The sequence below is a fragment of the Gemmatimonadales bacterium genome (genome assembly GCA_036500345.1).
Classification (GTDB): domain Bacteria; phylum Gemmatimonadota; class Gemmatimonadetes; order Gemmatimonadales; family GWC2-71-9; genus Palsa-1233.
The window spans coordinates 58,795-83,192 of sequence record DASYCE010000032.1; the positions used below are offsets into that span (position 1 = coordinate 58,795).

General features: G+C 66.8%; 27 protein-coding genes and 1 tRNA gene. 23 read left to right on the forward strand and 5 right to left on the reverse strand.

Annotation, left to right across the window (positions count from 1 at the left end; all coding sequences use genetic code 11):
• Positions 1-67 precede the first annotated feature (67 nt).
• From VGM20_14595 to VGM20_14640, 10 genes are all read left to right on the forward strand, one after another.
• Positions 68-331, forward strand: a complete 264-nt coding sequence (locus VGM20_14595) for a hypothetical protein (GenBank protein HEY4102097.1) — start codon at positions 68-70, stop codon at positions 329-331.
• A 68-nt stretch (positions 332-399) separates the two neighbouring features.
• Positions 400-1,968, forward strand: a complete 1,569-nt coding sequence (locus VGM20_14600) for a BamA/TamA family outer membrane protein (GenBank protein HEY4102098.1) — start codon at positions 400-402, stop codon at positions 1,966-1,968.
• A gap of 45 nt (positions 1,969-2,013) precedes the next feature.
• On the forward strand, positions 2,014-2,358 hold the full coding sequence (locus tag VGM20_14605) for a copper resistance CopC family protein (GenBank protein HEY4102099.1): 345 nt from the start codon (positions 2,014-2,016) through the stop codon (positions 2,356-2,358).
• Positions 2,355-2,963: an SCO family protein gene (locus VGM20_14610; GenBank protein ID HEY4102100.1), complete on the forward strand. Its 609-nt coding sequence runs from the start codon at positions 2,355-2,357 to the stop codon at positions 2,961-2,963. Before VGM20_14605 ends, VGM20_14610 begins: the two co-directional genes overlap by 4 nt.
• Before the next feature lie 33 nt (positions 2,964-2,996).
• Positions 2,997-3,791: a cytochrome c oxidase assembly protein gene (locus VGM20_14615; GenBank protein HEY4102101.1), complete on the forward strand. Its 795-nt coding sequence runs from the start codon at positions 2,997-2,999 to the stop codon at positions 3,789-3,791.
• Positions 3,784-4,191 carry a hypothetical protein gene (locus tag VGM20_14620; protein ID HEY4102102.1) on the forward strand — a complete coding sequence of 136 codons (408 nt, stop codon included), beginning with the start codon at positions 3,784-3,786 and terminating at the stop codon, positions 4,189-4,191. Before VGM20_14615 ends, VGM20_14620 begins: the two co-directional genes overlap by 8 nt.
• Positions 4,192-4,256: 65 nt before the next feature.
• On the forward strand, positions 4,257-5,348 hold the full coding sequence (locus VGM20_14625) for an AI-2E family transporter (protein ID HEY4102103.1): 1,092 nt from the start codon (positions 4,257-4,259) through the stop codon (positions 5,346-5,348).
• 163 nt (positions 5,349-5,511) lie between these two features.
• Complete coding sequence (locus VGM20_14630) at positions 5,512-5,964, forward strand: plastocyanin/azurin family copper-binding protein (GenBank protein ID HEY4102104.1); 453 nt, start codon at positions 5,512-5,514, stop codon at positions 5,962-5,964.
• A gap of 79 nt (positions 5,965-6,043) precedes the next feature.
• Positions 6,044-7,162 carry a histidine kinase gene (locus VGM20_14635; protein ID HEY4102105.1) on the forward strand — a complete coding sequence of 373 codons (1,119 nt, stop codon included), beginning with the start codon at positions 6,044-6,046 and terminating at the stop codon, positions 7,160-7,162.
• Positions 7,159-7,887, forward strand: coding sequence for a LytTR family DNA-binding domain-containing protein (locus VGM20_14640; GenBank protein ID HEY4102106.1), 729 nt, complete (start codon positions 7,159-7,161; stop codon positions 7,885-7,887). The genes VGM20_14635 and VGM20_14640 overlap by 4 nt, the downstream gene beginning before the upstream one ends.
• Here VGM20_14640 and VGM20_14645 read toward each other — a convergent pair.
• Entirely contained in the window at positions 7,879-8,442 is a 564-nt protein-coding gene (locus VGM20_14645; protein HEY4102107.1) for a DUF2127 domain-containing protein, read from the reverse strand. The genes VGM20_14640 and VGM20_14645 overlap by 9 nt on opposite strands.
• Before the next feature lie 184 nt (positions 8,443-8,626).
• Here VGM20_14645 and VGM20_14650 point away from each other — a divergent pair, with 184 nt between their 5' ends.
• The 3 genes from VGM20_14650 (at position 8,627) to VGM20_14660 (ending at position 11,482) form a co-directional block, all read left to right on the forward strand.
• The gene (locus VGM20_14650) at positions 8,627-10,225 is read left to right on the forward strand and encodes a hypothetical protein (protein ID HEY4102108.1); all 1,599 of its coding nucleotides are present in this window, start codon (positions 8,627-8,629) and stop codon (positions 10,223-10,225) included.
• A gap of 37 nt (positions 10,226-10,262) precedes the next feature.
• Positions 10,263-10,333: transfer RNA gene (locus VGM20_14655), tRNA-Cys, on the forward strand.
• Positions 10,334-10,417: 84 nt separating this feature from the next.
• Entirely contained in the window at positions 10,418-11,482 is a 1,065-nt protein-coding gene (locus VGM20_14660; GenBank protein ID HEY4102109.1) for a hypothetical protein, read from the forward strand.
• Positions 11,483-11,485: 3 nt separating this feature from the next.
• Here the strand turns inward: VGM20_14660 and VGM20_14665 are convergent, their stop codons facing one another.
• Together VGM20_14665 and VGM20_14670 are read right to left on the reverse strand one after the other, a co-directional pair.
• Positions 11,486-12,193, reverse strand: a complete 708-nt coding sequence (locus VGM20_14665; GenBank protein ID HEY4102110.1) for a hypothetical protein — start codon at positions 12,191-12,193, stop codon at positions 11,486-11,488.
• The gene (locus tag VGM20_14670) at positions 12,190-13,245 is read right to left on the reverse strand and encodes a zinc-binding dehydrogenase (GenBank protein HEY4102111.1); all 1,056 of its coding nucleotides are present in this window, start codon (positions 13,243-13,245) and stop codon (positions 12,190-12,192) included. Before VGM20_14670 ends, VGM20_14665 begins: the two co-directional genes overlap by 4 nt.
• Before the next feature lie 115 nt (positions 13,246-13,360).
• Here VGM20_14670 and VGM20_14675 point away from each other — a divergent pair, with 115 nt between their 5' ends.
• The 7 genes from VGM20_14675 (at position 13,361) to VGM20_14705 (ending at position 18,359) form a co-directional block, all read left to right on the forward strand.
• Positions 13,361-13,777, forward strand: coding sequence for a hypothetical protein (locus tag VGM20_14675; GenBank protein HEY4102112.1), 417 nt, complete (start codon positions 13,361-13,363; stop codon positions 13,775-13,777).
• 68 nt (positions 13,778-13,845) lie between these two features.
• Positions 13,846-15,153 carry an amidohydrolase family protein gene (locus tag VGM20_14680; protein ID HEY4102113.1) on the forward strand — a complete coding sequence of 436 codons (1,308 nt, stop codon included), beginning with the start codon at positions 13,846-13,848 and terminating at the stop codon, positions 15,151-15,153.
• Between the two features lie 19 nt (positions 15,154-15,172).
• A complete protein-coding gene (locus VGM20_14685) occupies positions 15,173-15,400 on the forward strand; it encodes a hypothetical protein (protein ID HEY4102114.1) in 228 nt (75 codons plus the stop codon).
• Between the two features lie 26 nt (positions 15,401-15,426).
• Positions 15,427-16,029, forward strand: a complete 603-nt coding sequence (locus VGM20_14690; GenBank protein ID HEY4102115.1) for a ribonuclease H — start codon at positions 15,427-15,429, stop codon at positions 16,027-16,029.
• Complete coding sequence (locus VGM20_14695) at positions 16,026-16,706, forward strand: zinc ribbon domain-containing protein (GenBank protein HEY4102116.1); 681 nt, start codon at positions 16,026-16,028, stop codon at positions 16,704-16,706. The genes VGM20_14690 and VGM20_14695 overlap by 4 nt, the downstream gene beginning before the upstream one ends.
• A gap of 52 nt (positions 16,707-16,758) precedes the next feature.
• A complete protein-coding gene (locus VGM20_14700; GenBank protein ID HEY4102117.1) occupies positions 16,759-17,616 on the forward strand; it encodes a hypothetical protein in 858 nt (285 codons plus the stop codon).
• Positions 17,613-18,359: a hypothetical protein gene (locus VGM20_14705; protein ID HEY4102118.1), complete on the forward strand. Its 747-nt coding sequence runs from the start codon at positions 17,613-17,615 to the stop codon at positions 18,357-18,359. Before VGM20_14700 ends, VGM20_14705 begins: the two co-directional genes overlap by 4 nt.
• Before the next feature lie 13 nt (positions 18,360-18,372).
• Here the strand turns inward: VGM20_14705 and VGM20_14710 are convergent, their stop codons facing one another.
• A complete protein-coding gene (locus VGM20_14710; GenBank protein HEY4102119.1) occupies positions 18,373-19,167 on the reverse strand; it encodes a DUF116 domain-containing protein in 795 nt (264 codons plus the stop codon).
• Between the two features lie 53 nt (positions 19,168-19,220).
• Between VGM20_14710 and VGM20_14715 the strand changes: the two genes are divergently transcribed.
• The 3 genes from VGM20_14715 (at position 19,221) to VGM20_14725 (ending at position 23,343) form a co-directional block, all read left to right on the forward strand.
• Entirely contained in the window at positions 19,221-20,825 is a 1,605-nt protein-coding gene (locus tag VGM20_14715; GenBank protein HEY4102120.1) for an FAD-binding oxidoreductase, read from the forward strand.
• A gap of 9 nt (positions 20,826-20,834) precedes the next feature.
• Complete coding sequence (gene thyX, locus VGM20_14720; GenBank protein ID HEY4102121.1) at positions 20,835-21,587, forward strand: FAD-dependent thymidylate synthase; 753 nt, start codon at positions 20,835-20,837, stop codon at positions 21,585-21,587.
• Between the two features lie 226 nt (positions 21,588-21,813).
• The gene (locus VGM20_14725) at positions 21,814-23,343 is read left to right on the forward strand and encodes an ATP-binding protein (GenBank protein ID HEY4102122.1); all 1,530 of its coding nucleotides are present in this window, start codon (positions 21,814-21,816) and stop codon (positions 23,341-23,343) included.
• Here VGM20_14725 and VGM20_14730 read toward each other — a convergent pair.
• Positions 23,340-24,353 (reverse strand): GAF domain-containing protein, encoded by a 1,014-nt coding sequence (locus tag VGM20_14730; protein HEY4102123.1) that lies wholly within the window; start codon positions 24,351-24,353, stop codon positions 23,340-23,342. The two genes, VGM20_14725 and VGM20_14730, sit on opposite strands and share 4 nt — an antisense overlap.
• Positions 24,354-24,398: the final 45 nt, after the last annotated feature.

The following is a 24,398-nucleotide window of genomic DNA, read 5'->3' on the forward strand; positions in this document are numbered from 1 at the left end:
ATATAGTGCTCCTGCTGGCGCAGGCCGCGAGCTTCGGCTACCCTTGAGAACCTTTTGGGGCAGACCGATGACCACTCCGTCACCCGATACCATCGACCTCTCCAGCGCGGACCACATGGGCGATCTTGCCCGCGGTGGCACGACGTGGTCGGTGCATCTCGAGACCCGCCAGGACGGACCGGTCACGGCAGGACGCGTGCACTTCGTCGCCGGAGAGATCCGGCGATCCTCCGCCTGGATTTTTCGTGAATGGACCGTCCCCGACGTGAAGGCGCGATTCGCCGAATTTTCGCCGCTGGAACTCTGGCGATTGCTGGAGAGCCTGAGCTGAATTCCAGGAAGAGATCCTCCGCTGGGCCGATTCTCCGTCTGCGATATCCCTGGCTTCTCCTGCTCCTCGTGATCGGCCGCGCCGGTGCGCAGCAGGTCAGCCGCGATTCGACCCCCCGCATCACCGCCGTCACCCTCGATCGCTTCAGCATCTTCGATCGTTCGGACTCGAGCTGGCTGGCGCGATTCGGCAATTCACTGCACTACACCACGCGCGCCGGCATCATCCGCGAAGAGCTCCTCTTCCATCAGGGCGAACGATACGATTCGGCAAAGGTCGCCGAGACCGAACGCAACATCCGGGCACTCGGAGTATTTCGTGATGTCACCATCGATTCGGTGCCGTCGGATTCCGGCGTCACGGTGCACGTCGTGACCCGGGACGGGTGGACGACGCGACCGGATTTCCGGTTCCACTCGACCGGCGGTTCGGTCGCCTACACCGCCGCGCTGATCGAAGACAATCTCCTCGGCACCATCACGCAGACCGAGTTGCTGTACCAGAAGGATCCCGATCGCACCACGACGGTACTCGGATTCCACCGCAACCGTCTCATCGGCGGCAAGGTCCTCGCCGCGACGCAGTTTGCCAACCGTTCCGACGGCGAGCTCTTCTCCGCCGAACTCGCGGTGCCGTACTTCGCAATCGCGTCGCCGAGCGCGGCGTCGATCCTCCTCGACGACCGGCGTGACCGGATCCTCCAGTACCGCGATGGCGAAGCAGTCGCATCGGACACGACGCAGAACCGCTACCTGCTGGTGCGGGGCGACGCGGGGTGGGCGCTGCACGCGAACTCGAAGGGATATCTGAGGCTCGGCTTCGCCGCGCAGGTGCGTCGCGACGATTACGAGACCGAGCAGCTCTTCGACCAGGGCGCCGGACGGTTCGCCGGCAAGTCGGTGACCGGTGCCGCCGGCGTGTACCTCGAGGCGCGCCACGTCAACATCCCGAAGATTCGCGGATTCCAGTCATTCGGTCGGGCCGAGGATGTCGACCTGAGCACCATCGTCCGACTGTCCCTGTTCGCCGCACCGTCGTTTCTCGGTTACGACGCAGGCGGCGTCGCTCCAGGAATCTCGGCGCACATCGGCGCCCGCGCCGGGCACGCGCTCGGGTGGGCCGACGGCATCGCCGACGGGCTCTACACCTCGCGGGGACTCGACTCGGGACAGGTCTCCATCGCCGGGACCGTTGCGTTGCTGCCGTCACCGCGGCACGAGTTCATCGCGCACGGCGAGTTTGCAGCACTTCGCAATCCGCTCCCAGGAACCGAGTTTGATCTGGGACTTGGCGCGGGACCGCGTGCCTTCACGCAGCACTCGTTCACCGGGGATCGCGAATTCTTCACCACCGCCGAGTATCGCTACACCGTGTCACCCGAACTGCTCAAGGTGGTTGGTGTCGGGCTGGCGGCATTCGTGGACTATGGCGGCGCGTGGTGGTCTGATGAGGCGCGGCGAACCGGGTGGGACTACGGAGTCGGGCTGCGCCTCGGCGCATCGCGCGCGCCCGACGTCGAGGTCAACCGGATCGATCTCGCGTGGCGAGCCCCCCGTCCGGGGATCCCCGGAGGGTGGGTTCTCGCCGTCGGCAAAGGCTTCGTTTTCTCGACCGGACCACGCGGAACGTCGCGGTGAAGGGCATTATCTTGCGCTCGTGGTGACACCAACCGCGGAGTGATCGTGAATTTCCTTCTCACCCTGACGCTTGCCGCCGGGACCTTCTTCCATACCGCGCTCAAGTCGTCGATTCCGGCCAAGGGCGCCTCGGTGCACGCGCCGGCCAGAATTTCACTGACCTTCACTGAAAAGGTGATCCTGGCGCAATCCTCGATCTCCGTGCTCACCGGTGATTCGACGCTGGTGGAGAAGCTCGTGGTCAAGGGAACCAGCGATCCCGCCACGATCGAAGGGGCGGTCACCAAGCACCTCACCCCCGGCAAGTATGTGGTGCGATGGAAGACGGCATCGGACGACGGGCACGTGGTGCGTAACGTCTTCGGCTTTACCATCACCGCGGGACAGTGATCCGCCCAGCGGTCCCGCTCGCCGCCGCGCTCCTCTTCGGATGCGGCGGGGGCGGGGACCCGCCCCGTTCGCCGCACGGATTCGCCGGAACCGAACTCGCCACCCCGGTTCCCAAGCCCGACTTCCGCTTCACCGATTCGCGCGGTGCGCCGTTCAACTTCGATTCGGCGACCGCCGGCCGCGTCACGCTGCTGATGTTCGGGTACACCAACTGCCCTGATGTCTGCCCGGTCCATCTCAACAACCTCGCTGCGGTGCTCGACAAGATGCCGGACGAGATCCAGCGCCAGGTCACTGTGGTATTCGTTACTACAGACCCGCGGCGCGATTCGTTGCCGGTGCTCGATGCATGGGTGAAGGGGTTCGATCCCACGTTCGTGGGCCTCACCGCCCCTGACTCGGTGATCGAGGCGGCGCAACGGATGGTGCGGATACCGGCGGCGGAGCCGGGAGCGCCCGATGCCAAGGGGAAGTACGCCGTGGGGCATTCGAGCGTGGTGATCGCCTACACCAGGGATGGCGAGGGGCGTGTGGAGTATCCCTTCGGTACACGTCAGCGGGATTGGGCGCACGATCTGCCGCTGCTGGTGCGCTATGCCAGGTAGCCTCGCGGGAGCGGCGCGCGGCGGCGGCAGCTGATGCAATGGTGGTGTTCGGCCACGGATACGCCGTGGAGCTGGAGCTGGCAGTGGTACCCGGGAGTCGATCTGTTGATGGTGCTGGTCGCGATCGCGTGGTGGAACCTCGGACGGACGGGGCGGTGGGCGGCGCGTCCATGGGGGTGGTTTCTCGCCGCATGGCTGGTGCTCCTTGCGACCCTCGACTGGCCGATCGGCAAGCTCGGCGCCGGGTATCTCGCCAGCGTACACACCGGACAGTTCCTGCTGATGACGCTCGCGGTTGCACCGCTCCTCATCCGGAGCGTTCCGCGCGAAGGTTGGCTCGCGCTGGCGCCTGCCGGTTCGCGCGCATGGCGCGTGCTCCGGTACATGGGGCGGGCGCTTCCGGGCCTGCTGTGCTACAACGTCCTCGTCCTCTCGTCCCACATTCCCGGCGTCGTCGACACGGCGATGCGGTCCCAGCTGGGCTCGTTCGCCCTCGATCTTGGCTGGTTGGTTGCGGGGCTCTCGCTCTGGTGGCCGATCATCGCGCCGGAGGAGTTCATCAGTCTCGGGGTGTTCGGCAAGATCGGCTATCTCTTCGGCGCCACGATCGGCCCGACCATTCCGGCGATGATGATGGTCTTCTCCGACTGGCCGCTCTACCGCCTCTACGAGCTCGCGCCGCGCGTTGCCGCGCACTTCAGCGCCAACGATGATATCAAGCTCGCCGGCCTCTCCATGAAGCTGATTGGCGACCTCCCGATCTGGGGGGCGGCGATCGTCGTGTTCTTCCGGGGAACGTCGGCACAAGGAGAACTGGTCGATGCCTGAGCGTCATGTCCTGGTGAGTCTGTCCGCGCCCGGCGTCGAGCCGGCTCGTGCCGACGGCATGTTCGAGGAGTTCACGGTCGCCCACCGGGTGCGTCGCGCCGGCGTGGTGATGCTGTGCGGGATCGGCGTGGCGGCGATGCTGATTCCGATCCCGATCGTGCACCTCCTCGGCATTCCCCTGGCACTGGCGATCGGCGCGATCACCGCCGTCCGGCAGCTCTCGATGATCGGCCGCCTCAAGCCGCTGCGGATTCCCTGTCCCAAGTGTGGCGAGCCGAACCGCGTGGGTGGCGGTCTCGGCTATCGGTCGCTGGCACCCCGCGAGCGGATCTGCGACAGCTGCCGGCGCGGATTGACGCTCACGATCGACGTTGATGGCGGTGGCGTGGCCCCCAAGTGAGATGAGACGTCCTATGTGATGCGGTCTCGCCAGGGATCGTCCATCACTTGCCAGGGGCGAATCGCATGGCCGCTGTGACGCACCCGGCACCGCCGCGTCGGATTCGTGAACGTGCGTTGCATCAGCCGCGCGGCTGGATGCTCGCCGGGATCCTCGTCATCCTCATGATGGCGGTGCTGCGTCTCGCCAGCGCCTTCTTTCTTCCCGTGTTTGCCTCCGCACTTCTCGCGTTGCTGCTCGCCCCGCCGGTTCGCTGGCTGAGCCAGCGTCGCGTGCCCGCCGGACTCGCAGCCGGCCTGGTCGTCATCGCGGTGGTCCTGGTCACCACGACAGTCATCATTTCGCTGGCGCGACCCGCCGCATCGTGGCTGGCGCGGGCTCCGGAGACACTCGAGCAGGTGCAGCACCGGTTGCAGCAGATCGCCACGCCGTTGCACAACCTGCAGCGCACCGCAGCCAAGGTGCAGGAAGTGACCAGCACCCCGACGCCGGGCGATGTACGCGCCAAGGTGGAGGTGGCGCCGCCAGGCGTTCTCTCCTCGGTGCCAGGGACGACCATAGGGGTGCTTGGTGCGATCTCGTCGGTGATCTTCCTGACCTTCTTCCTGCTCGCTGCGGGTGAACGCTTCCGACAGAAGCTGGGCGACATCATGCCGGAGCGATACCGTCGCGAGACGGTCGACGGACTTCGCGACCTGCAAACGCAGATGTCACGCTACCTCTCTACCAGTGTCCTCATTCATGTCTCGCTCGGTACCGCGACGTGGGCGGTGCTGAAGGTGATCGGCCTCCCGAATCCGGCGCTCTGGGGCGCACTCGCGGCGATCCTCAATTTCATTCCCTATCTCGGGTCGCTGGCGATGCTCGCGGTGATCGGCGTGATGTCGCTCGCGACATTCGACGACACCCGGCATGTGCTGTACGCCGTTGGTGCATTCCTGGTGATCTCGGTGCTCGAGGGTAACGTGATCACGCCCCTCCTCCTCGGACACCGTCTGCCGCTCAATGCGGTGGCGATCTTCCTCGGCCTGCTGTTCTGGGGGTGGATCTGGGGGATTACCGGGGCCGTGCTCGCGGTGCCGCTGACGGTGCTGATCAAGGTGATCGCCGATCGGGTTCGGCCGCTGGCTCCGCTCAGCGTCCTGCTGGGCAACTGACCCGCCTCGGGCGCCACGTTCGTGGGGCTTTGGCGGGTGCCGGTCAGGGCCGGATAGCGCTTCGTCGTGCCGCCGTAGGTCTTCCGCAAGCCTCAAGCGATTCTTTGGGTACGACTGGCCTCGCCATCGCGACGCCGGATGCTCTTCGGACCATGAGGAATCTATGATCGGGACCAGGTGGCAGCGGGTTCTCACCGCGCTCGCGGCGGGTGGCGCGGTCGCTGGATGCAGCGGCAGCTCGCCGACGTCGCCAGGGACGGGCGGCGGAAACGGCAACAACGTCCAGGCGTCGGCGAACCTGACCTTTTCACCCAGCGTGATCACCATCCAGCCCAACCAGTCGGTGACCTGGGTCTTCGGGACCGTGGGACACACGGTCACCTTTGACGCGGTTGCCGGCGTGCCGGACAACATCGGCGCCGTCAACGCGCCCAATGCCAACACCAGCGCGTCGCGGACCTTCACGACGGCGGGCACCTACAACTACCACTGCTCGATCCACCCCGAGATGACCGGGTCGGTGGTGGTGACCAGCAACAGTGTGACCCCGCCGCCGCCCCCTCCTCCGCCACCGCCACCGGATTCGAACTACCCGTACGGTCGCCGAGTGCCGTGACCGGACATGACGGCCTTCCTCTTGCTCCGGACGCAGCGCAACGCCACACTTGACCAGTCCGGAGCTTGAGGGCGCCCCCATGTCACGCCGTGTACAGATCACCTCCCTTGCCGCACTCCTCGCGACCGCGATCGGGGGGGTCTTCGCCGTGCAGGAACAGGCGGTAATGCTCGCCGCCGGGCGCCCGATCTCCTTCGCCGCCGCGTTCGCGACCCAGGCGGTCCCCTGGTACATCTGGGTGCTGTTCGTCCCGATCATCCTGTACATCCCTGATCGCTGGCCGGTCTGTCCCGGATTGGTGCGGCTCCTCGCGATCAACATCTCGCTCGGCTTGACCCTGACCGGGATTCACCTCTTCCTGAGTCATGCGATTCTGACGACGCTCCAGATCGCCCCCGGTCCGGTGCCGCTCGGGTTCCCAGGCCTCGGCCCGCCGACGCCGGCCCAGGTCGCCGGCGGGATGATGATCTATGGCGTCCTGGTCGGGCTGGCCTATCTGGCGCACTACAGCCGTGCCTTCCACGAGTCGCAAGTGCAGTCGGCCCAGCTCAAGGCCCAGGTGGTCACCGCGGAGCTCACTGCGCTGCGCGCGCAGCTCTGTCCGCATTTCCTCTTCAACACGCTCAACTCGGCATGCGGCTTGATTCCGTCCGAGCCGGAGCGGGCCGAACTGATGATCACGCGGCTCAGCCAGTTGCTGCGGTTTGCCCTGCAGTCCGAGGGGATCGCCGAGGTGCCGTTGAGCAAGGAGATCGAATTCGCGCGTGCGTATCTCGACGTGGAGCGGATCCGATTCCAGGACCGGCTGCACGTCGCGATTCATGTCGACCCGGAGGTACGCGACGTCCTGGTGCCGAACTTCCTGCTGCAGCCGTTGGTCGAAAATGCGGTGCATCATGCGGTGGCACCGTCGCGCGAGCCGCGGACGCTCGAGCTCATCGCGCGGCGCGAGCGGGATTCACTGGTCATCGAGGTGCGGGATGACGGTCCGGGGCTTCGGCCCGGGGCGATCGAACATCGACGGGAAGCGATCGGGCTCAAGACCACGCGGGCGCGGCTCGAGCACCTTTACGGCACGGGCTTTTCCTTCGCCGTTCGCAACCGGAGCACGGGGGGCGCCGAGGCCGAGGTGATCATTCCGCTGCGGCCGGCGCGGGTCCCCGAGCCGCTCACGCAGCCGCAGGTGGCCTTCGCATGAACCGGATCCGGACGCTGATCGTCGACGACGAGGCGCTTGCCCGGCAGCGGATCCGCGAACTGCTGAGCGGCGACGACGATCTGGAAATCGTGGGTGAATGCGCCTTCGGGGAGGATGCGATCGCCGCACTGCAGCGCGACGCGCCCGACCTCGTCTTCCTCGACATCCGGCTCCCCGATGTCGACGGATTCGGTGTGCTCGAACGGATTGCCGGCCAGCCGTATCCGCTGGTGATCTTCGTCACGGCGTTCGACGAGCACGCGGTCAAGGCATTCGACGTCCGGGCGATTGATTACCTCGTCAAGCCGTTCGAACGCGATCGTCTCTACAGCGCAGTGGGGCGCGCCAAGCAGGCGCTCCGGTCCAGGCCGGCGGTGGCTGTGCCGCCGCGGGCACCGGGTGGCCGGATCGCGGTCCGGACCGATGGTCGCGTCGTCCGGGTGCGCCTGGATGACATCGAGCGGGTGGAGGCCGATCGCGATGTGTCGCACTTTCATCTGCGCGGCGGCACCACGCTCCTTGCGCGCGAGAGCCTCACTAGCGTCGAGCAGCGGCTCCCACCGGCGAACTTCCTGCGGGTGCATCGCTCGCATATCGTGAACGTGGCGCGGGTTCGCGAAGTGCAGCCGTGGTTCCAGGGCGAGTCGGTGCTGCTGCTGGAGGATGGCAGCAAGGTGGTGACCGGTCGAACCTACCGGGACAAGATCCGCGTCCTGCTACGATAGACCCCACCGCGATCCGCGCCGCAGCAGCACCACCAGATAGATCAGCACGCCGATATTGATCAGCAGCGCCCCGGCGCGCGGATACGTCACCCGTTTCACGAGTTCGAACACCTCGAACGGGATGAACGACGCGGTCGCGATCACCGTGAAGTATTCAGCCCACCGCCGTTGACGCCACAGGCCGATCCCCTCGGTGAGAAAGAGGGCGGCGTAGACGAACGCACCAACCCCCACGAGCCTCAGCTTTCCCGCCGGCAGCGCGCCAATGTTGCGCAGCAACCGAAGCACCGGCACCACATCGACGGCGGAGCCGAGCCCCTCGAAGACAGTCTGCGCCTGCTCGCGCACCGACGGCCGGATCAGCTGCAGCGCGCCGAGTCCGAGGGCGATCAAGGTGGTCGCCTTCACGAACTTGAAGAGCGCAATCAGCGTGAGGATCGGGTTCTGATCATGATGATTCGTCTGCTCTGATGATTGATCGCTGGTCAATTCGCCGCCACGAGTGATGCCAATGACGTGCTCTCCATCATGTGAGTCGACGGATGGGCGAGCCATGTCCCGGGCGTCGCGTCGTCGAGTAGTATTGTGGTCCACCGGTCGCGGGTCAGACCACGAGGAGCAATCCCTGCATCTTAGCGACGACATCCCGCGCGGGGACAGCACCGATCGGGATCATGGTCCGGCGCGGAGGCTCCGGATTGACCGTCTTGCCGTCGGATCTGCGGCTCTTGCGTGTGCCGTGGCGTCCTTCGTCGCGTGGGGGAATCGCTATCAGCTGAATCCCGACGGAATCAGCTATATCGACCTGGCCCGCGCGGTGGCCACGAACGGCCCGCACGCCGCCATCAACGGATACTGGAGTCCCGGCTACCCGTTGCTCCTCCTCCCGATCGTCGCTGCCTTCCGCGGGGATGTAGGCCTCCTCATTCCGGCCGTGCACGTCGTCAACCTGGTTCTTTCCGTGCTGGCGGTTGCGCTCTTCGCCGCCGTGCTGCGCACGCTCGCCTCGCGACCGCCGGCGGCGACGCCGCTGGCGCGACATGCAACCACCCTCGCCATCGCCGTCGGTGCCGTGACCGCAATCGAAACGATCGGTTTCGGGTTGCTCACCCCCGACGTTGCCGTGATGCTGGTTGTCGTGGCGACGGTGGCGTGCGTGTTCGCCCTCGAACAGGATGGTGCACGAAACGCCCCGTTCGTCGCGCTTGGTGTGGTCCTGGGCATCGGGTACTGGATCAAGGGAATCCTGCTGCCACTTGATCTGCTGCTGCTGTCGCTGTTGCTGACATTTCCGCCGCGCATCCGGGGCGCGCGCGCCCGGCTGATCGTGACGGGGATCGTGTTCACGATCGTTGCGGCGCCGCTGTTCATCGCGGTGAGCCATCACCTCGGCCGGATATCACCCGGCGACGTCGGCAAGCTCAACTACGCGTGGGCAGTCGACGGGATCACACCGTTCAGCGGATGGCAGGGTGATTCGGTGACGAGATTCGGCGCGCCGACACACGGGCCGAGAACGCTCTGGCCGGTGCCGCGCGTGATCGAATTCGCCACTCCTGTTCCGGGCACCTATCCACTCTGGTACGATCCCTCGTACTGGTACGCGGGTGTGAAGCCGGCATTCGATCTCGCCGGGCAGTGGAGTGCGATCCGGCAGGGCGCGCTGGATCTTGGCGTCGTTCTGCTCCAGCAATGGGCAACGATCGTTGCGGTGCTGCTGGTGTGGGGCGCGACCCGGCGCCGGCCCGGCGATACTGCGCGGTCGCGGATGCCGCTGGTCCTCGGGCTCTGGAGCGCCGGCGCAACGATCCTCTACGCCGCGGTGCACGTCGAGTCACGATATCTCGCCGGATTCATCCTCGTGGCGATTGCGGCGGGCTGGGCGTCGCTGGTCCAGCGCGAAGAGCGACCGCGATGGAACGTGCGACGCGCGGCTTCCGCGGCGCTCGGAGTCCTGGCGATCTCCCTGGCGATCAACGTCGAAGAGAACAGCGGCGCGCCGTCGCCGAGCTACCGTCCTCCCTATGTTGCCGAAGGGGATTCGCTTCACGCACTCGGCGCGCGATCCGGGAGCCCGGTGGCGGCAGTTGGCGACGCCTTCGAGCAGTATGCGACGTTCACCGCCGCGACACCGGTCCTGGCTCAGGTGCTCGATTCGACCGGCTTCTGGGGAGCAGCACCGTCGGTGCGCGCTGCGATCGCGCAGCGCCTCGCGCAGATCGGCGTCCGGGCGATTGTCGCCAACAATGTGGCGGCCGAATTCGGGGGCGAGGGGTGGCACATCATCGCGCGCCCGGACTCCGCAAATCTCGGCGTCCTGCCACTGTCACCTCCCTAGCCGCTCCGCGCGGGACCCGATAGCTTCCTCGCCATTCGGCGCCGTAGCCAAGTGGTAAGGCAGAGGTCTGCAAAACCTCCATCACCGGTTCGACTCCGGTCGGCGCCTCTCCCGCCATTTGCCATCTCACCGATCAGATTCCGCCACCCGCTCGAACGCCATTTGTCATCGCAGCACCGTATCTTCTGATCCATGCGACGCAGTCTCCTGCCACTTCTGGCCGCCGCCGCGGCCTGCTCGGCACCGAAACCGCCTCCGCCGGCAGTCGTCGTCGGTGCGACGGTCGATACCCTGGTCGTTCCAGCAGTCGAGGTCACGACGGCCATCGCGCAGCCCGATGGGAAATGGGTGCTCCTCGCGCCGATCGACAACAAGCTCTTCGTCGCGGATTTCGGCGCCAGGAGCGTTGCACCGGCGGCAGGAATCACCGCAACCGATGTTCCGCATCCGATCACGCTGATCGAAAGCGGCGATACCACCATCGTCAGCGATTGGGGGCTGCGCCGGTTCACTGCATGGGTCGGTGGACAGCGGATCGCGGCGTGGCCTGCACCGGAAGCGCTGCACGGCGCATTTCCCCGGGCACGGGATGCGGCTGGCCAATGGTATTTCCAGCTCTTCCCCGACGCGAAGGCCGATGGCAGCGGGTTGCTCGACAGCAGCTTTGTGGTGCGCGGTGATGCCCAGCTCACCCGGTTCGACACACTGGCGCGCATCTCGCCGGCGTCGGTGGTGCAGGTCATGGGTCCCGACGGCGAGCACTATCAGCGACGCGCGCTCGCGGGCGATGACGCATGGGGCGTTCTCCCCAATGGCACGCTGTGGATTGCGCGGGTCTTCCAGAATCAGCTCGAATGGCACCGGCCCGGCGTGAAGAAGGTCCTTCGTTCGCCGATGCTCCCCGATCCGGTGCTGACCGTGTCGATAATGGACCGCGAACTCTGGGTCCGCCGTTTCCCCGAGGATCAGCGCGATAACGCGCGCCAGATGCCGAACGTCGCAACCAAGCCGCCGTTCGAGCACGTCTTCGTCACGCCGGACCATCGGTACTGGCTCGCCAAGAGCGACACCGCTCTCGCGCCGGTCCGGCACTTCCAGGTGGTCGACAGCACCGGCGTCCTCGCCCTCGTCGCGGTTCCGAGCCGCGGTTCGGCGCTCGGTGTCGACGGGAACTACATCCTCATGGGCGAGGAATTTCCCGGCGGTGTTCGACTGCTGCGCTATCCCGTCCCGGCCGAGGCGAAGGGGCAGCAGTAACGATCATTCGTCGAGTGCTTCGGCGGCCCGTCGCGCCGCCTCGGCTTGGAGCCGGCGATCGCGATACGCCTGATACCATCGTCGCGTGACCTCCCCGGCCAGCGTGGTGTTGCCGAGCCCGAACGCCAGACCGACCGCGAGTGCCACGGCGCCAAGGACCACGGTGAACGCCGCGGTGATCAGTTCCTCGGCGACACCAAGCTGCTGCAACGCCATGAAGATGGCGATCACGACGACCGATCCCTTGGCGACATTGGCGAGGATCGGCACACCCTCGACGCCGCCCGCCGAGGCCATGATCAGACCTCGAACGAACTCACCCACCACGATGCCGAGGATCACGATCACGATCGCCGCGATCAGCGTCGGGATGAATCCGAGCATGATGCCGAACATGCGGTTGATGCTGTCGAGGCCGAGGGCCGCCGACGCCAGCAGGATCACCACCAGCATCACCAGCCAGAAGAAGAGCTTCCCGACGGCATGTACCGGATCGAGCCCGCTGGACGTGCGATCGACTGCTTCGCGCAGGCCGCCCGCTTCCGCCACCTTGTTGAAGTCGAGGCGCTTGAGGAGGCGATCGGTCCATTTCTCCAGCTGCTTGGCCACCAGGTAGCCGACCAGCAGGATCAGCGCGGCGACGAGCAGCGCCGGGAGGACGGACCACATCTGTTGCGCACCTTCGCGGAGGCGATCAGCCAGTTCGTTCACGGGGATACCTCAAGGACGAGTTTGCCGAATTGCTCACCGTGGGCCATGCGACGATAGGCCGCGGCGGCGGAAGTGATCGGGACAACCTGATCGATTTGCGGTCGAAACGATCCTGCATCGCCGAGGGCGGCAATTTCGGCGAATTCGCGCGAGGTTCCCATCGTCGACCCGAGGAGAGACCACTGGAACCAGAAGAGGCGACGAAGGTCGAGGTCGACAATCGGTCCGCCGGTGGCGCCGCACGTCACCAGCCTTCCGCCGGGACGAAGTGCCCGGAGCGATCGACTCCACGTCGGCGCGCCGACACTGTCGACCACGACATCGACACCGCGACCGAAATGCTGCTTGACCGCGCGTGGGACGTCGTCCTCCGCAGCGTGATTGACTCCCAATTCGGCGCCGAGCTGTCGGGCACGCTGCAGCTTTGCCGGTGAAGACGACGTCACGGCGACCCGGGCACCCAGGGACCGCGCGATCTGAAGTGCGGCAATCGCCACGCCGCCCCCGATCCCCCAGATCAGCGCCAATTCGTCGCGGCGCAGTTGTGCGCGGGTGGTCAGCATCCGCCACGCTGTGAGCGTCGAAAGTGTGAAAGCCGCGGCCTCGGGCCAGGTCCACGCGTTCCGGATCGGGATCACGTTTCGGCCGGGGACAACCACCTCTTCGGCCGCCAACCCGGGACGGTGCTCGCCAAGAATACCGAAGGAACGGCAATGGACGTCCTCGCCGGCCCGGCAGCTGTCGCATTCGCCGCAGGAGACTCCCGGATTGATCAGCACCCGGTCGCCGGGAACGACATGGGTCACATCGCTGCCGGTTTCGAGGATGACACCGGCGCCGTCGGTCCCCACGATGTGCGGCAGCGACGGCGGCGAGACACCCGGCGCCCCATCGGCGAGCCAGAGATCGAGGTGATTCAGTGCCGCGGCCCGGATGCCGATCCTCACATCTCCGGGGCGTTGCAGCGCCGGAGGCGGGAGATCCAGCACGGCAAGAGCGTCGGGTCCGCCGACGGCGGTGAGGCAGAGCGCGCGCATTCGACCGGGCGACACCTTGCAGAAGCGAGAGAGTGACGCGACATATAATAGCGATTCGCACCGCTCGACACGGTGCCGTCCCGCAGGCCACCCACAACCCTACTGACTGCTGCACAGCAGGAGAGCACCGATGGTGATGAGCGAAGGATCGTTCGACTTCCAGTACGGGTCGCTCGAAGGAGCGGCCGCCATGCCGGCGCCGTCGCCCCGGTTCGACATCCCCGAGCCCGCACCGGGGAAGGTCGTGTCCAAGCCCCGCAAGAAGGCGGCAAAGCCCGTTGCAAAGTCCGCTGCGAAGCCGGTGGCGGCGAAGCCCGCGGCGAAAGCGGCGGCCGCGCCCAAGCGAACCGCGCCGAAGAAGGCCGCCAGCAAGCGCGCCAAGAAGACGGCGAAGAAGGCCGCCAGCAAGCGCGCCGCGAAGAGCGCCAGGAAGAGCGCTCGCAAGCCCGCCAAGAAGCCCGCCAAGAAGGCCGCCAAGAAGAGCGTGAAAAAGTCGGCGAAGGGTGCGGCGAAGCGCGGCGCCAAGAAGGCGAAGAAGCGTCGGTGAAGCTGCGGGCTCCCGGTTCCACACTGCGCTCCGGTTGCTCCGGGGCGCGATGTGTTTTGGGCCTCGCGGTGCTCCTCGCCGCGTGTTCCCAGCCGCCCGGGGCGGGGATGGAAGCGCTGGTCGGCGCGACGGTGATCGACGTCGTCACCGGCCGCTCCCTCCCCGATGCGGTGGTGCTGGTGCGCGACGGGCATATCGTCGCGGTCGGCGACAGCGGCGCGGTGTTGGTTCCCCTCGGCGCGCAGGTCACCAATCTCGCCGGGCGTTGGATCATCCCCGGGTTGATCGACGCGCACATCCATCTGCAGCCCTGGGCGATCCCGCTGGTATTGCACTACGGCGTGACCACGGTGCGCGATCTACACGACGGCGAGCCGCTGGCGGACTCTTTGCGCGCCATCGCCGCGCGAGCGCCTGCGCCGCGCCTCTTCATGGCGGTGGCGATGCTGGATGTACCGCCCACGACCTATCCCGACGCGATTCCGGTGGCATCTCCCGATTCGGCCGCCGCTGCGGTGGCACGGGTGCAGCGGCTCGGCGCCACGTGGGTCAAGGTGTACACCCATGCGACGCCGGCGATTCTCGACGCGATCGTCAGTGCGGCACGCGCGGCGCACCTCCCGGTCGCCGTGCATCTCGGCCTGACCGATGCCGTGACCGCCGCGACCCTCGGCGTCACCTCGATCGAACATCTGAGCGGCATTCCCGAAGCGGCCGGCGATTCGGTCGCGCTCGACTCGGCGCACACCCAGAAATTCTTTCACGGTTGGACGGCGTTCGAACACAGCTGGGCCGGTCTCGACACCGTCGCACTCGGGCGCGTCCTCGAAGAGCTCGCGGCGCGCCGCGTCTATCTGGTGCCGACGCTCATCCTGCATGAGACCTTCGCGCATCTCGACGATTCCGCGACCTACCATCCGCCGGGGATCGAACTCGTTCCCGATTCTGCACGCCGCAACTGGAATGTTCCCGGGATGATTCAACGGGCGGGATGGACCGCCGATGATTATCCGGCGTTTCGCGCCGCGCGACCGGTTCAGGATCAGGCGGTGCGCGCCTTCGTTGCCGATGGCGGACGGATTGCGGCCGGGACCGATGCGTCCAATCAACTGCTCGTCCCCGGCAGCGCGCTCCACAGTGAACTGGCCCTCCTGGTCCGCGCCGGACTGCCGCCGCTCGATGCATTGCGGGCGGCGACGTCGTGGGCCGCCGATCTCCTCGGTGCCGATTCGCTCGGCCGCATTCGCGCCGGCGCAGTCGCCGACCTCGTCGTGCTGCGAGCCGATCCGCTCGCCGATATCACCAACACCCGATCGGTCGATCGCGTGATGCTGGGTGGCGTGTGGGTTGCACCGCCGATCGCGGCGAATCACTGAGGCGCACTACTTTCCTGTCATGGGGACTTTTCGCTGGACGCCGGAACGGATGGAACAACTGGAGCATGCCGTGCAGCATCACAAGCGCGTGACGCTCCGCCGTCGCGGCAACGAATACGTCGTCGTGGCATCGGCGATCACGCAATCACGAGGACGCGACGCCCTCGCGGGCGAGCTCGCCATGACCGGTGACGAATTGATCTTCGTGCTGGACGAACTGGACCACTTTCAGGTGATCGACACCTGACGCGGGCCGGCGCACAGATCGCCGTGGTGCATCTCGACGAGAGCTGCCTCGGCAACGGCAAGCCCGGCGACAATCGCGGCGGGGCGGGCGGCCTGATCGAAATCCGCGTCCGCGGCGCGATCGAACGGCGCGACGTCTACCTGCACTCTCCGGCGACGACCAACAACCGGATGGCACTGAGCGGTGCGATTGCCGCGCTGCAGTTGCTGGGCCAGAAGGGAAACCGGCTTCGCGTCTTGATCGTCTCCGATTCGGAATACCTCGTGAAGGGGATCCGCGAATGGGCACCCGCGTGGCAGGCGCGCAACTGGACCCGGAAGAGTGGCCCGATCGAGAATCTCCAGTTGTGGCAGACGTTGTGGTCGTCCGTGGAGAAGCACGAAACGCAGTTCACCTGGGTCCGGGGACATGCCGGGCATCCGAAGAATGAATACGCCAACGATCTCGCCGTGCGAGCGGCGACAGATCAGACGACATCCGCCGGAATCGTGACGTCCGGATTTCCCGAATGGCTGGCAACTCGCCAAGCTCGCGGAACCTTCCCGGGGTACGATCCCGACGAGGCGTTCGGCGCGCTCGAGCAGCGAATTGCGTCGGAGAAGCCGATCGGTCTCGCGGAGGACACATGACCGAATTGCAGCGTTTCACGGCCGCTGTCCTGGCTCAATGGCATGCGCGCGGAGGCAGTGGCGGCGGACCGATTGCCGTGGCTGATCTCCTGGAGCGGGTCCTTCCCTATCGCGTGGCCCGGCGCGAACTCGGGATAGATGTCAGCGAGGACTACGAAGCCATCATGCTTCGTCTCATCGCCGAAGAAGACCAGCTGGTTCGCACCGACCCGGTCGACGCCGCCGACATGGCGAAGGCGACGATCAATTCAAAGCTCCCTGACCTCGACGTTCTTCAGCTTCTTCGGGCCGCGACGATCACCGTGACGCCGCGAACGCTGGCGATCATCGCCGGCGAGGAGTCGCTCGAATCCGCCAGCGCAGTTGCCGTCGAGGAGACCGCTCCGGTCCAGCTTCCCGTGGTGGTTGATGCGGATCCCGAATCAACGTGGGCGCCGCCGCGTCCGCTTCCCTCAGCCGATCATGAGGAGCCGACTCCAGTGACGACGACGCCAGGTGCCGCGGACGAAAGCTGCTGGAGTTGCCACGAAGCGCTGCCGCCGTCGCGGAATGCCAAGTATTGCCCGCAATGTGGTGCCGATCAACGGGAGCCGAACTGCGCCGCGTGCGGTGGCGCGGTGGAGCGGCGATGGAAGCACTGTCCTGATTGCGGAGCAAAGCTCTGGGCCCAATCCTGAGCCGGGCCCGCGAATCGTCGCAACGGCTCCCCAGCGGCGCCATATTACCCGAATGGAACCGAACGTCCCCGTTCGCATCGACCGCGAGGCCTTCGACCGCATCCTGCAGCGAGCGGCGGAACTGCAGGGTGCGTCGCGAGACATCGGTGACGGGCTGACCGACGAGGAACTCCTCACGCTCGGCACCGAGGTCGGCATCCCGGTGCAACACCTCCGGCAGGCACTCCTTGAAGAACGCACGCGGATCACGGTGGCGAACCCCGATTCCACGCTCGACCGCTGGGTCGGCCCCGCCGATCTGGTGGCGCAGCGAGTGGTGCAGGGAACTCCCGAGACGATTTCGGCGGCGCTGACACGCTGGATGGAACGACAGGAACACTTCATCGTGCAGCGCGTCACCAGCGAACGACTCACCTTCGAGCCGATGGATCCCTTCGCCGGCGCCATGCGACGCGTGGCGCGAATGTTTGACGCGAAGCGGGGACGTCCGTATCTCGACAAGGCCGAGCTCGTCACCGCAGCGATCATGACACTCGAGCCGGGATTCTGCCATGTGACGCTCGCAGCATCGCTGCGTCGAGCCCGGGCAAGCCTCGTGGCAGGGGGTCTCGGCCTGTCGTTCACCGGACTCGCCACCGGCGGCGCGATCGCGGTGCTCGGCGCACCGATCTGGTTCGCTGCCCTGCCGTTCGTGCCACTCGCAGCGGTCGGGTGGGGAGTGGCACGAACCTTCCGCGGCCGTTCATCGCGCGCGCAACTCGGACTCGAGCGGGCGCTCGACGAACTCCAGCGACGGCCAGCGCTCCCGGGCCCGGGGCCGCAGCCGCCGATCACCGGCGGTCTCGCCCGGGGCGTGGGACAGGTGGTTCGCGAGGTTGCACAGGAAGTTCGGAAGGCGCTCGACAAGTGACGATCTCGGTGCGCGGGATCGCCATCGTCGCCGTTGCCATCGCCGGCTGTTTTCCGACGACGACCCGTCCCGACCTGGTGCCGCTCGCCGGTGCGCCGGTGACAGAGGTCGAACTCCAGGTGCCGGAGGCGACGCAGGCGATTGCACTGCTGCTCGATCAGGACTCAATTCCGATTCGCCGCACTGTCACCAAGGATGGATGGCTCGAATCGGAATGGCTCGACGCCAATACCTTGCGACCCACAGGCCAGCGACACCTCGGCCCCGATGTCGTCAAGGTACGGATCTGGGTCGATCCGTCGCGCCCGAATCATTCCAACGTCACGGCGGAGACGGTGTTCCTGCTGATGGTGAACCCGTCGCGCCCCGAACGGGAACTCGAGCGGGAGGCGCCCCCGGGCAACAAGGTCGCCGGGCGCGTGCTCTTTGCGGTGAGCACCCTGGCACGCCAGTACGGCGGCGTGGTGGATAGTGTCGTGCCGCCCACCGATACCGTGGTACCGATTCCGCTCAAGGGGCTGCGTGATACCGGCGCCGTCCGGCACGACACCACAGCTGCGCGGCCAGACACCACGAAACCAGTGCAGCAGAAATCGCGCGATACCACGATGACCCGGCCCGATTCCACGACGCCGGTGCGGAAGAAATTCCGCGACACCACGACGACCCGCCCCGATTCTACCACGCCGGTGCAGAAGAAATCGCGCGATACCACCGGAGTGGTACCGTCGCGAACGCCGTGAATGTCAGCCGAAATCAGTTCACGAACGCCTGGAGATAGCGTTCGAGCGTGGCGAGATCGAGAACGGCGTCCTTGCATGGCCCGGCCGGGAGCGTCATGGTGAGGCCGAGGACGGGGACCTTCGCCGCGACGTCGTGCAATCCGCTCACCATGTCGCGCTCACAGGCGACGGCAACGACGGCGCGCGGCCGCCGTTCCCGGATCACTCGCCGCGCCAGCTGCCCGCGCGTCGCGACGAAGACCGGCACGCGATACTGGCCTGCGAGTCCCAGGACGGCGTCGAGGGTCGTGCGCGAGAGGCATCGGGGAATGAGCAGGAGCAATTCACCGGTGTTGACTCGCTGCGCCCGGCGAAGCGCCAGTGCGTTGTACACCTTCACCGCCGCGTTCTCGACGCGGTCGCGCTGGTTGAATCGCGCGGCGATCCGCGAGGTGAGGCGCATCAGCGGCAGCAGCGCACCGCTCTCGGCGAGTGTCCCCGGGAGGAGATTGACCGGCCCAGCGAAGGAGATGGCGAGGAGGAGCCACCATGCGACCGACCCGGCGGCGCCGGCCGCGATGACGATCCATCCGATCTGCGGCACGACCGGCGCGATCGAAGCCAGTCTGGGAGCGAGGAGGTATAGTATCGCCGCCGCGACGACGAAGGCGGTGGCCATCGCGGCGAGGGTCCAGGCGAGAAAGATCCACGCCGGTGCGTCGAAGTTCCCCTGGTTGGGAAGCGGCCGCCCGTCCCATTCGTCCCATTCATGTCCCAGGCGACGGTCGACGTCGATATGAATCAGTTCAGTCTTGGGCGCGGTGGTCACGAAAGGAATCTATCGACCCGGCGGTCCCCGGCTTCATACCCCGGGGCGCCCCGATGACCGGCGCCGGCATCCGGACCGATCTCCCGACCCGCATCCGCTACAGTCAGGGCGCCGGTATCTACCGCATCATCCCGTGGGGCGTCGGCCGGCCGGAATCGATCGACGAACTCCGCGCGCTCCTCGCCTTGGCGCGCCACCACGGCCAGCCGGTGATCCCGAGAGGGGCCGGTTCGGCGATGCCGGGCAATAACGTCGGGCCGGGAGTGATTCTCGACCTCACCGCCCTCGATGCGGGACGATGCGTGGTCGACCCGGATTCCCGCCGGGCGACGCTGTCGCCGTCGATCCCGCTCAGTTCACTCAACCTCGCCGCGCGACGCCACGATCTCATCTTTCCCGTCGATCCTTCCAGCGGTGCGTGGGCTACCCTCGGCGGCATGGTGTCGACCAACGCCGCCGGGCCGCACACCGTTCGCGCCGGATCGGTCCGGAACTGGGTCGAAGAGGTCACGATCGAAACGGCCGACGGCCCGCTGGTGCTGACCCGTGGTGTCGAGCCCGATCCCGGTCATCCGGTCGTGGTACGGTGGCGCGCAGCGGTCGACCCGCTCATCCGGCACCACGCGGCGCGGCTGGAAGCGCGCATTCCCGCGGTGCGGAAGAACAGTGCCGGCTATGGTATTCATTACTATAGTACCTCGGGCGACCTGCTTGATGTCGTGATCGGATCCGAAGGGACGCTGGGCGTCCTGACCGGGATCGTTGTCCGGCTGGTCCCGGTGCAGGCGGATCGCGCGTCGCTACGCGTCGCGGCGCGCGCGCGTGGAGGGCTGCCGCGGGTCATCGAGCGGCTGCGCCAATTCGACCCGGCAACGATGGAATTTCTCGATCAGTCATTTCTCCAGTTCGTTGGGCCGGCAGCATTCGGCGCCGAGGATCCTGGACTCCTCAGCCGCGCCGGCGGCATGCTGCTCGTCGATTTCGAAGGGGACGACGCGGGAGAGGTTGGTCGCCGCGCACACGCGGCAGCGGCGGCAATGCTGGGCGATGCGCTGCACGTGCGTGTCGCCACGGATCCGCGCGAGATCGAGGCAATCTGGGCGGTTCGCCACGCCGCATCGCCGATTCTCGCCGGTCTTTCCGATGGGAGGCGATCGCTGCAGGTAATCGAGGACGGTTGCGTTCCTGTTGCGCGGCTTGCCGAGTATCTCGACGCCATTGATCGGATCACCGCCCTGGAGCAGGTCGACGCCGTGATGTTCGGGCACGCCGGCGACGGGCATGTCCACGTGAACCTCCTCCCCGATCTCAGCCGGGCCGACTGGGTCGACCGCGTGCGGCGGATCTTTGCCGCGGTCAGCCACGCAGTCATCTCGATGGGGGGAACGCCGTCGGGGGAGCACGGGGTCGGGCGGCTGCGTGAAGGGCTCCTCGCCGCATTGTACGGCCCTGAAATGATCGAATGCTTCCGGGCGGTGAAGGCGGCGTTCGATCCCGATGGGCGCTTCAATCCAGGCGTGATTCTTGGCAACGCCGATCCTCTTTCCGACCTCAAGGTTGGTGCCGACGCGGCCGCGGTCCCGGCGGCGATGGACCAGTATCTCACCGCCATCGAGAGTGAGGCGCGGTGGGGCGAAAGCCGCTGGCCGCCCCATTAGTTTTGGCCGATGCGTCTCTATCGCGAGCCTCAGGTCACGCTGATCGGCCGCCCCCAGTTCATCGAGCCCGAGCATCTTCGGGTCGACTGGGTCGAACCCGGCACCGATGGCGAGCGGCTCTCCGAATTCGCCGGGCGGCTCTGCTACATGAGCCAGCGGAATCCCGCCAATCGTTCCACGGCGGACTATCTCTCGAATATCCTCAAGCAGGGCCATGGATCAGTCTTCGAGCACGCGGTCTTCGTGGTGCTGATCGAAGGGGTGTCGCGCTCGCTGACGCACGAACTGGTGCGGCATCGCGCGGGGTTCGGCTATTCGCAGTTGTCACAGCGGTACGTCGACGAGTCCGATGCGGCGTTCGTCGTTCCGCCGGCGATCCAGGGCGACGAGGCCGCCGAGGCGGAATGGCTGCGGCAGATGGAGGCCGCGCAGGCGAGTTACGTCGCGGCAGTGGAGCGGCTGATGGAGCGCTACCACTGGGTGGAGAGCAAGGTGCACCGTCGCAAGATGGCTCGCGAAGCGGCGAGGTCAGTCCTTCCCAATGGTGTCGAGACGAAGATCGTGGTGAGCGGCAACATTCGCGCGTGGCGCACCATGCTCGAACTGCGGCTCGGCGAAGGAGCCGAACGCGAGATCCGGCGGCTTGCGGCGCGGGTACTCGCCGTGCTGCGCGGTGAGGCACCTCGATTCTTTGCGGATTTCGAATTGTACGACGCGGCCGACGGCGAAGAGGCCGCGCGCGTGGTGCACCACAAGATCTGACGGGGGGACCGGCGCTCACCATCGATCGGTGCGTCTGCCGGCAACGGCTGTTCGTCGACCTGTTGCCCCTGGCTCGGGCGCGCGGGTGGGACCTCGACGGGCTGATCGCCGCCACCGGATGCGGCGCCCAGTGCGGTCTGTGCCGGCCGTATCTTCAAGTCATGCTGCGCGACGGTACCACGGCATTTCACGCGATTCTGCCGCCACTCGGTGACGCAGGAGACGGATGACACCTGGAGCCCTGGCGATCCTCACGCTGGTGATGTTCTGGGTTGCGGTCGGCCTCCTCGGTACAGGCCACCGCGACCTCGGACTCCTTGCTGCCGCGGTGTCGAGCTACCTCACACTGGTGATCCTCCGTCGTGGCCGCGAAATGGCCCGCGGGCAGAAGGCGTCGCTCGAGAACGCCCTGGCCGCATCGGCGCGGCGCAATCGCGAGCTCGACCGGTTGCGCGATCTCTCATCGGCGCTGCTGGGCGGCAACGACCTGCCGACATTGAATCGCCAGATCGCGCAGGCCGCGGCCGACCTCCTCGGCGCCGAGGGCGGCGCCATCATGCTGATGGTCGAGGAAGGTCGGTTCGTCCGTGTCGTGGCGGGGGCGGGGCCGCTGCTCTCCGCGGTCGGTTCGCTCGTCCCGGTCGACAAATCGCTTGTCGGCGATGTCATCATGAAGGACGACGCGATCCTGGTCGACGACATGGAGAAGGATCCGCGCAACCATCCACACGAACAATTGACCGGCCGGCTCACCAGCGCCGCGATGGTTCCGCTGCGCTCCGCGGGCCTTGTGGTCGGCGCTGTCTGCGCCTACAACCGCAAGGATCGTCAGCCATTCAACGATTATGACCGACAGCTGCTGCGCACCCTCGGTGACCAGGTCGTCCTGGGGCTCGACCGCACCTCCGCGCTCGAGGAGTTGCGTCGCAACGAACGGATGCTGGCTGCCAAGAACAAGGAGCTGCAGCGCGTCACGCAGCTCAAGAGTGAATTCCTGGCGAACATGTCGCACGAGCTTCGCACGCCGCTCAACGCGGTGATCGGCTTTTCCGATCTGCTGCTCACCGAAGGTTTGGGACCGCTCGAAGGACAGCAGCGCGAATTCCTCGAAGCGATCCTGCGCAACGGACAGCACCTGCTCGGGCTGATCAACGCCGTGCTCGACCTGTCGAAGATCGAGGCGGGGCGCATGATCCTGTCGCTCACGCCGTGCGACGTGCGCGAGGCAATCACCGGCGCCGTGGCCGACACGATGTCGCTGCGCGCGGCGAAGCATCAGGAATGCGCCATCGATCTCGGCGACACCGCGTCGCTCGAGATCCTGGCGGACGGCACCCGGATCCGGCAGGTGCTGTTCAACCTGCTGTCGAACGCCTCGAAGTTCTGCAACGAGGACGGGAAGATCACCGTGTCCGCCGTGCGGACCGTGGCGCCGATGCCGGGATCACTCCCCGCCGCGGGCGGCGGCCTGCCGCGGATGGCGACGCGGGACGTGGTGTGGGTATCGGTCTCTGATACGGGGATCGGGATCAAGGCCGAGGACATGCCGCGCCTCTTCCAGGAATTCTCGCAGGTCGATTCGTCATCATCGCGCGCGGCGCAGGGGAGCGGCCTCGGCCTCGCCCTCTGCAAGCGCTTCGTCGAGATGCACGGCGGGCAGATCGGTGTGGAATCGATTTTCGGGAAGGGAAGCACCTTCTGGTTCATCCTGCCGGTGGACGGGCCACCGAAGGATCGGACGCAGGCAGCGGCCTAGCTCCAGGCCCCAGCGAGTTCCGCGCGCGCTTCCCACGCGGCGACACGCGGCGCGAGGATTCCAGCCGCCAGCCGCGCCACCGCTTCGTCCTCTTCGCGGAACCAGCGCGCCGTTTCACTCGCCAGACAGAGCCAGCCGACGAACTCTCCGCCGACTTCGAGGCGCGCCGCCAGCACCGACCGGATCCGCTCCGCGCCGCGGTGATTGGTCGACGCCGGCCAGACGCGATCAATGTCGTGCAGATCATCGATGCGCAGCAGCTCGCGTGCACCGAGATGGTGGGCCAGCGAATCGATGGCGTCGGAGACTTCCGGATCGACCGTGAACCGCGGCGCGGCGGTCCGATCGAGGCCAAGGAGCGCCCAGCACTCGGGGGCCGGCGCCACGGCGAGGAGTTCGAGGGCGTCGTGCGGCGTCTGATTGGCCAGGGCATCGGAGACCAACTGGACAAGTTCTGCGCCGTCCCTGGCGCGGCTCATCGCCGCGAGGATTCCCTCGGTCACGCCGGCAACGACACCATTCCGATCATCGCCGGCCGGGTTGGGGATGACCCACGGTTGCGCCGCCAGCCGACGGCAGCTTGTGGCGATCTGTGCGGCGATCCGATGCAGGGCGCGGTGATCGGCAAGGGTGTAGGCATCCGGCGCAAAGCTGCCGGCAACGAGAAGGCCGACATCCTGCACTTCGGAGCGAATCGGTACCGCCATGACCGCCCCGTAGCCGCTGCCGGCAATGCGGTCTTCCAGCGCAAAGAGCGCGTCCTGCGCCACCAGCGGCTCGGCCGGCGGGGGGACGAGCCGGTCGGCGGCGAGGGCCGCGGGACCCACCAGAATCGATCCGCCGCGCGATGGGTAGAGCCAGCAGGCGAGGAGGTCGACCGGCATCACCGTGCCGACCGCGCCGCGCAACGCCTCGTGCCAGGTCCCCAGCTCTGCCAGCGATGGCCGCCGCCCCGGCCAGGCCAGGACCGGGACAAAGGTGTCGATCGGCAGAACGGCTTCATCATCCATGGGGTCGACGCAGGTCGCACGGGCTGTGCCACGCCGACGCACCGC

What these genes read in the sequence shown, in the direction of transcription:
- thyX (HEY4102121.1), top strand. Translation starts at nt 20,835, where the DNA reads ATGCGTCTCTATCGCGAGCCTCAGGTCACGCTGATCGGCCGCCCCCAG.
- VGM20_14595 (HEY4102097.1), top strand. Translation starts at nt 68, where the DNA reads ATGACCACTCCGTCACCCGATACCATCGACCTCTCCAGCGCGGACCAC.
- VGM20_14695 (HEY4102116.1), top strand. Translation starts at nt 16,026, where the DNA reads ATGACCGAATTGCAGCGTTTCACGGCCGCTGTCCTGGCTCAATGGCAT.
- VGM20_14685 (HEY4102114.1), top strand. Translation starts at nt 15,173, where the DNA reads ATGGGGACTTTTCGCTGGACGCCGGAACGGATGGAACAACTGGAGCAT.
- VGM20_14660 (HEY4102109.1), top strand. Translation starts at nt 10,418, where the DNA reads ATGCGACGCAGTCTCCTGCCACTTCTGGCCGCCGCCGCGGCCTGCTCG.
- VGM20_14625 (HEY4102103.1), top strand. Translation starts at nt 4,257, where the DNA reads ATGGCCGCTGTGACGCACCCGGCACCGCCGCGTCGGATTCGTGAACGT.
- VGM20_14730 (HEY4102123.1), bottom strand. Translation starts at nt 24,353, where the DNA reads ATGGATGATGAAGCCGTTCTGCCGATCGACACCTTTGTCCCGGTCCTG.
- VGM20_14640 (HEY4102106.1), top strand. Translation starts at nt 7,159, where the DNA reads ATGAACCGGATCCGGACGCTGATCGTCGACGACGAGGCGCTTGCCCGG.
- VGM20_14675 (HEY4102112.1), top strand. Translation starts at nt 13,361, where the DNA reads ATGGTGATGAGCGAAGGATCGTTCGACTTCCAGTACGGGTCGCTCGAA.
- VGM20_14725 (HEY4102122.1), top strand. Translation starts at nt 21,814, where the DNA reads ATGACACCTGGAGCCCTGGCGATCCTCACGCTGGTGATGTTCTGGGTT.
- VGM20_14620 (HEY4102102.1), top strand. Translation starts at nt 3,784, where the DNA reads ATGCCTGAGCGTCATGTCCTGGTGAGTCTGTCCGCGCCCGGCGTCGAG.
- VGM20_14630 (HEY4102104.1), top strand. Translation starts at nt 5,512, where the DNA reads ATGATCGGGACCAGGTGGCAGCGGGTTCTCACCGCGCTCGCGGCGGGT.
- VGM20_14645 (HEY4102107.1), bottom strand. Translation starts at nt 8,442, where the DNA reads ATGGCTCGCCCATCCGTCGACTCACATGATGGAGAGCACGTCATTGGC.
- VGM20_14700 (HEY4102117.1), top strand. Translation starts at nt 16,759, where the DNA reads ATGGAACCGAACGTCCCCGTTCGCATCGACCGCGAGGCCTTCGACCGC.
- VGM20_14635 (HEY4102105.1), top strand. Translation starts at nt 6,044, where the DNA reads ATGTCACGCCGTGTACAGATCACCTCCCTTGCCGCACTCCTCGCGACC.
- VGM20_14615 (HEY4102101.1), top strand. Translation starts at nt 2,997, where the DNA reads ATGCAATGGTGGTGTTCGGCCACGGATACGCCGTGGAGCTGGAGCTGG.
- VGM20_14715 (HEY4102120.1), top strand. Translation starts at nt 19,221, where the DNA reads ATGACCGGCGCCGGCATCCGGACCGATCTCCCGACCCGCATCCGCTAC.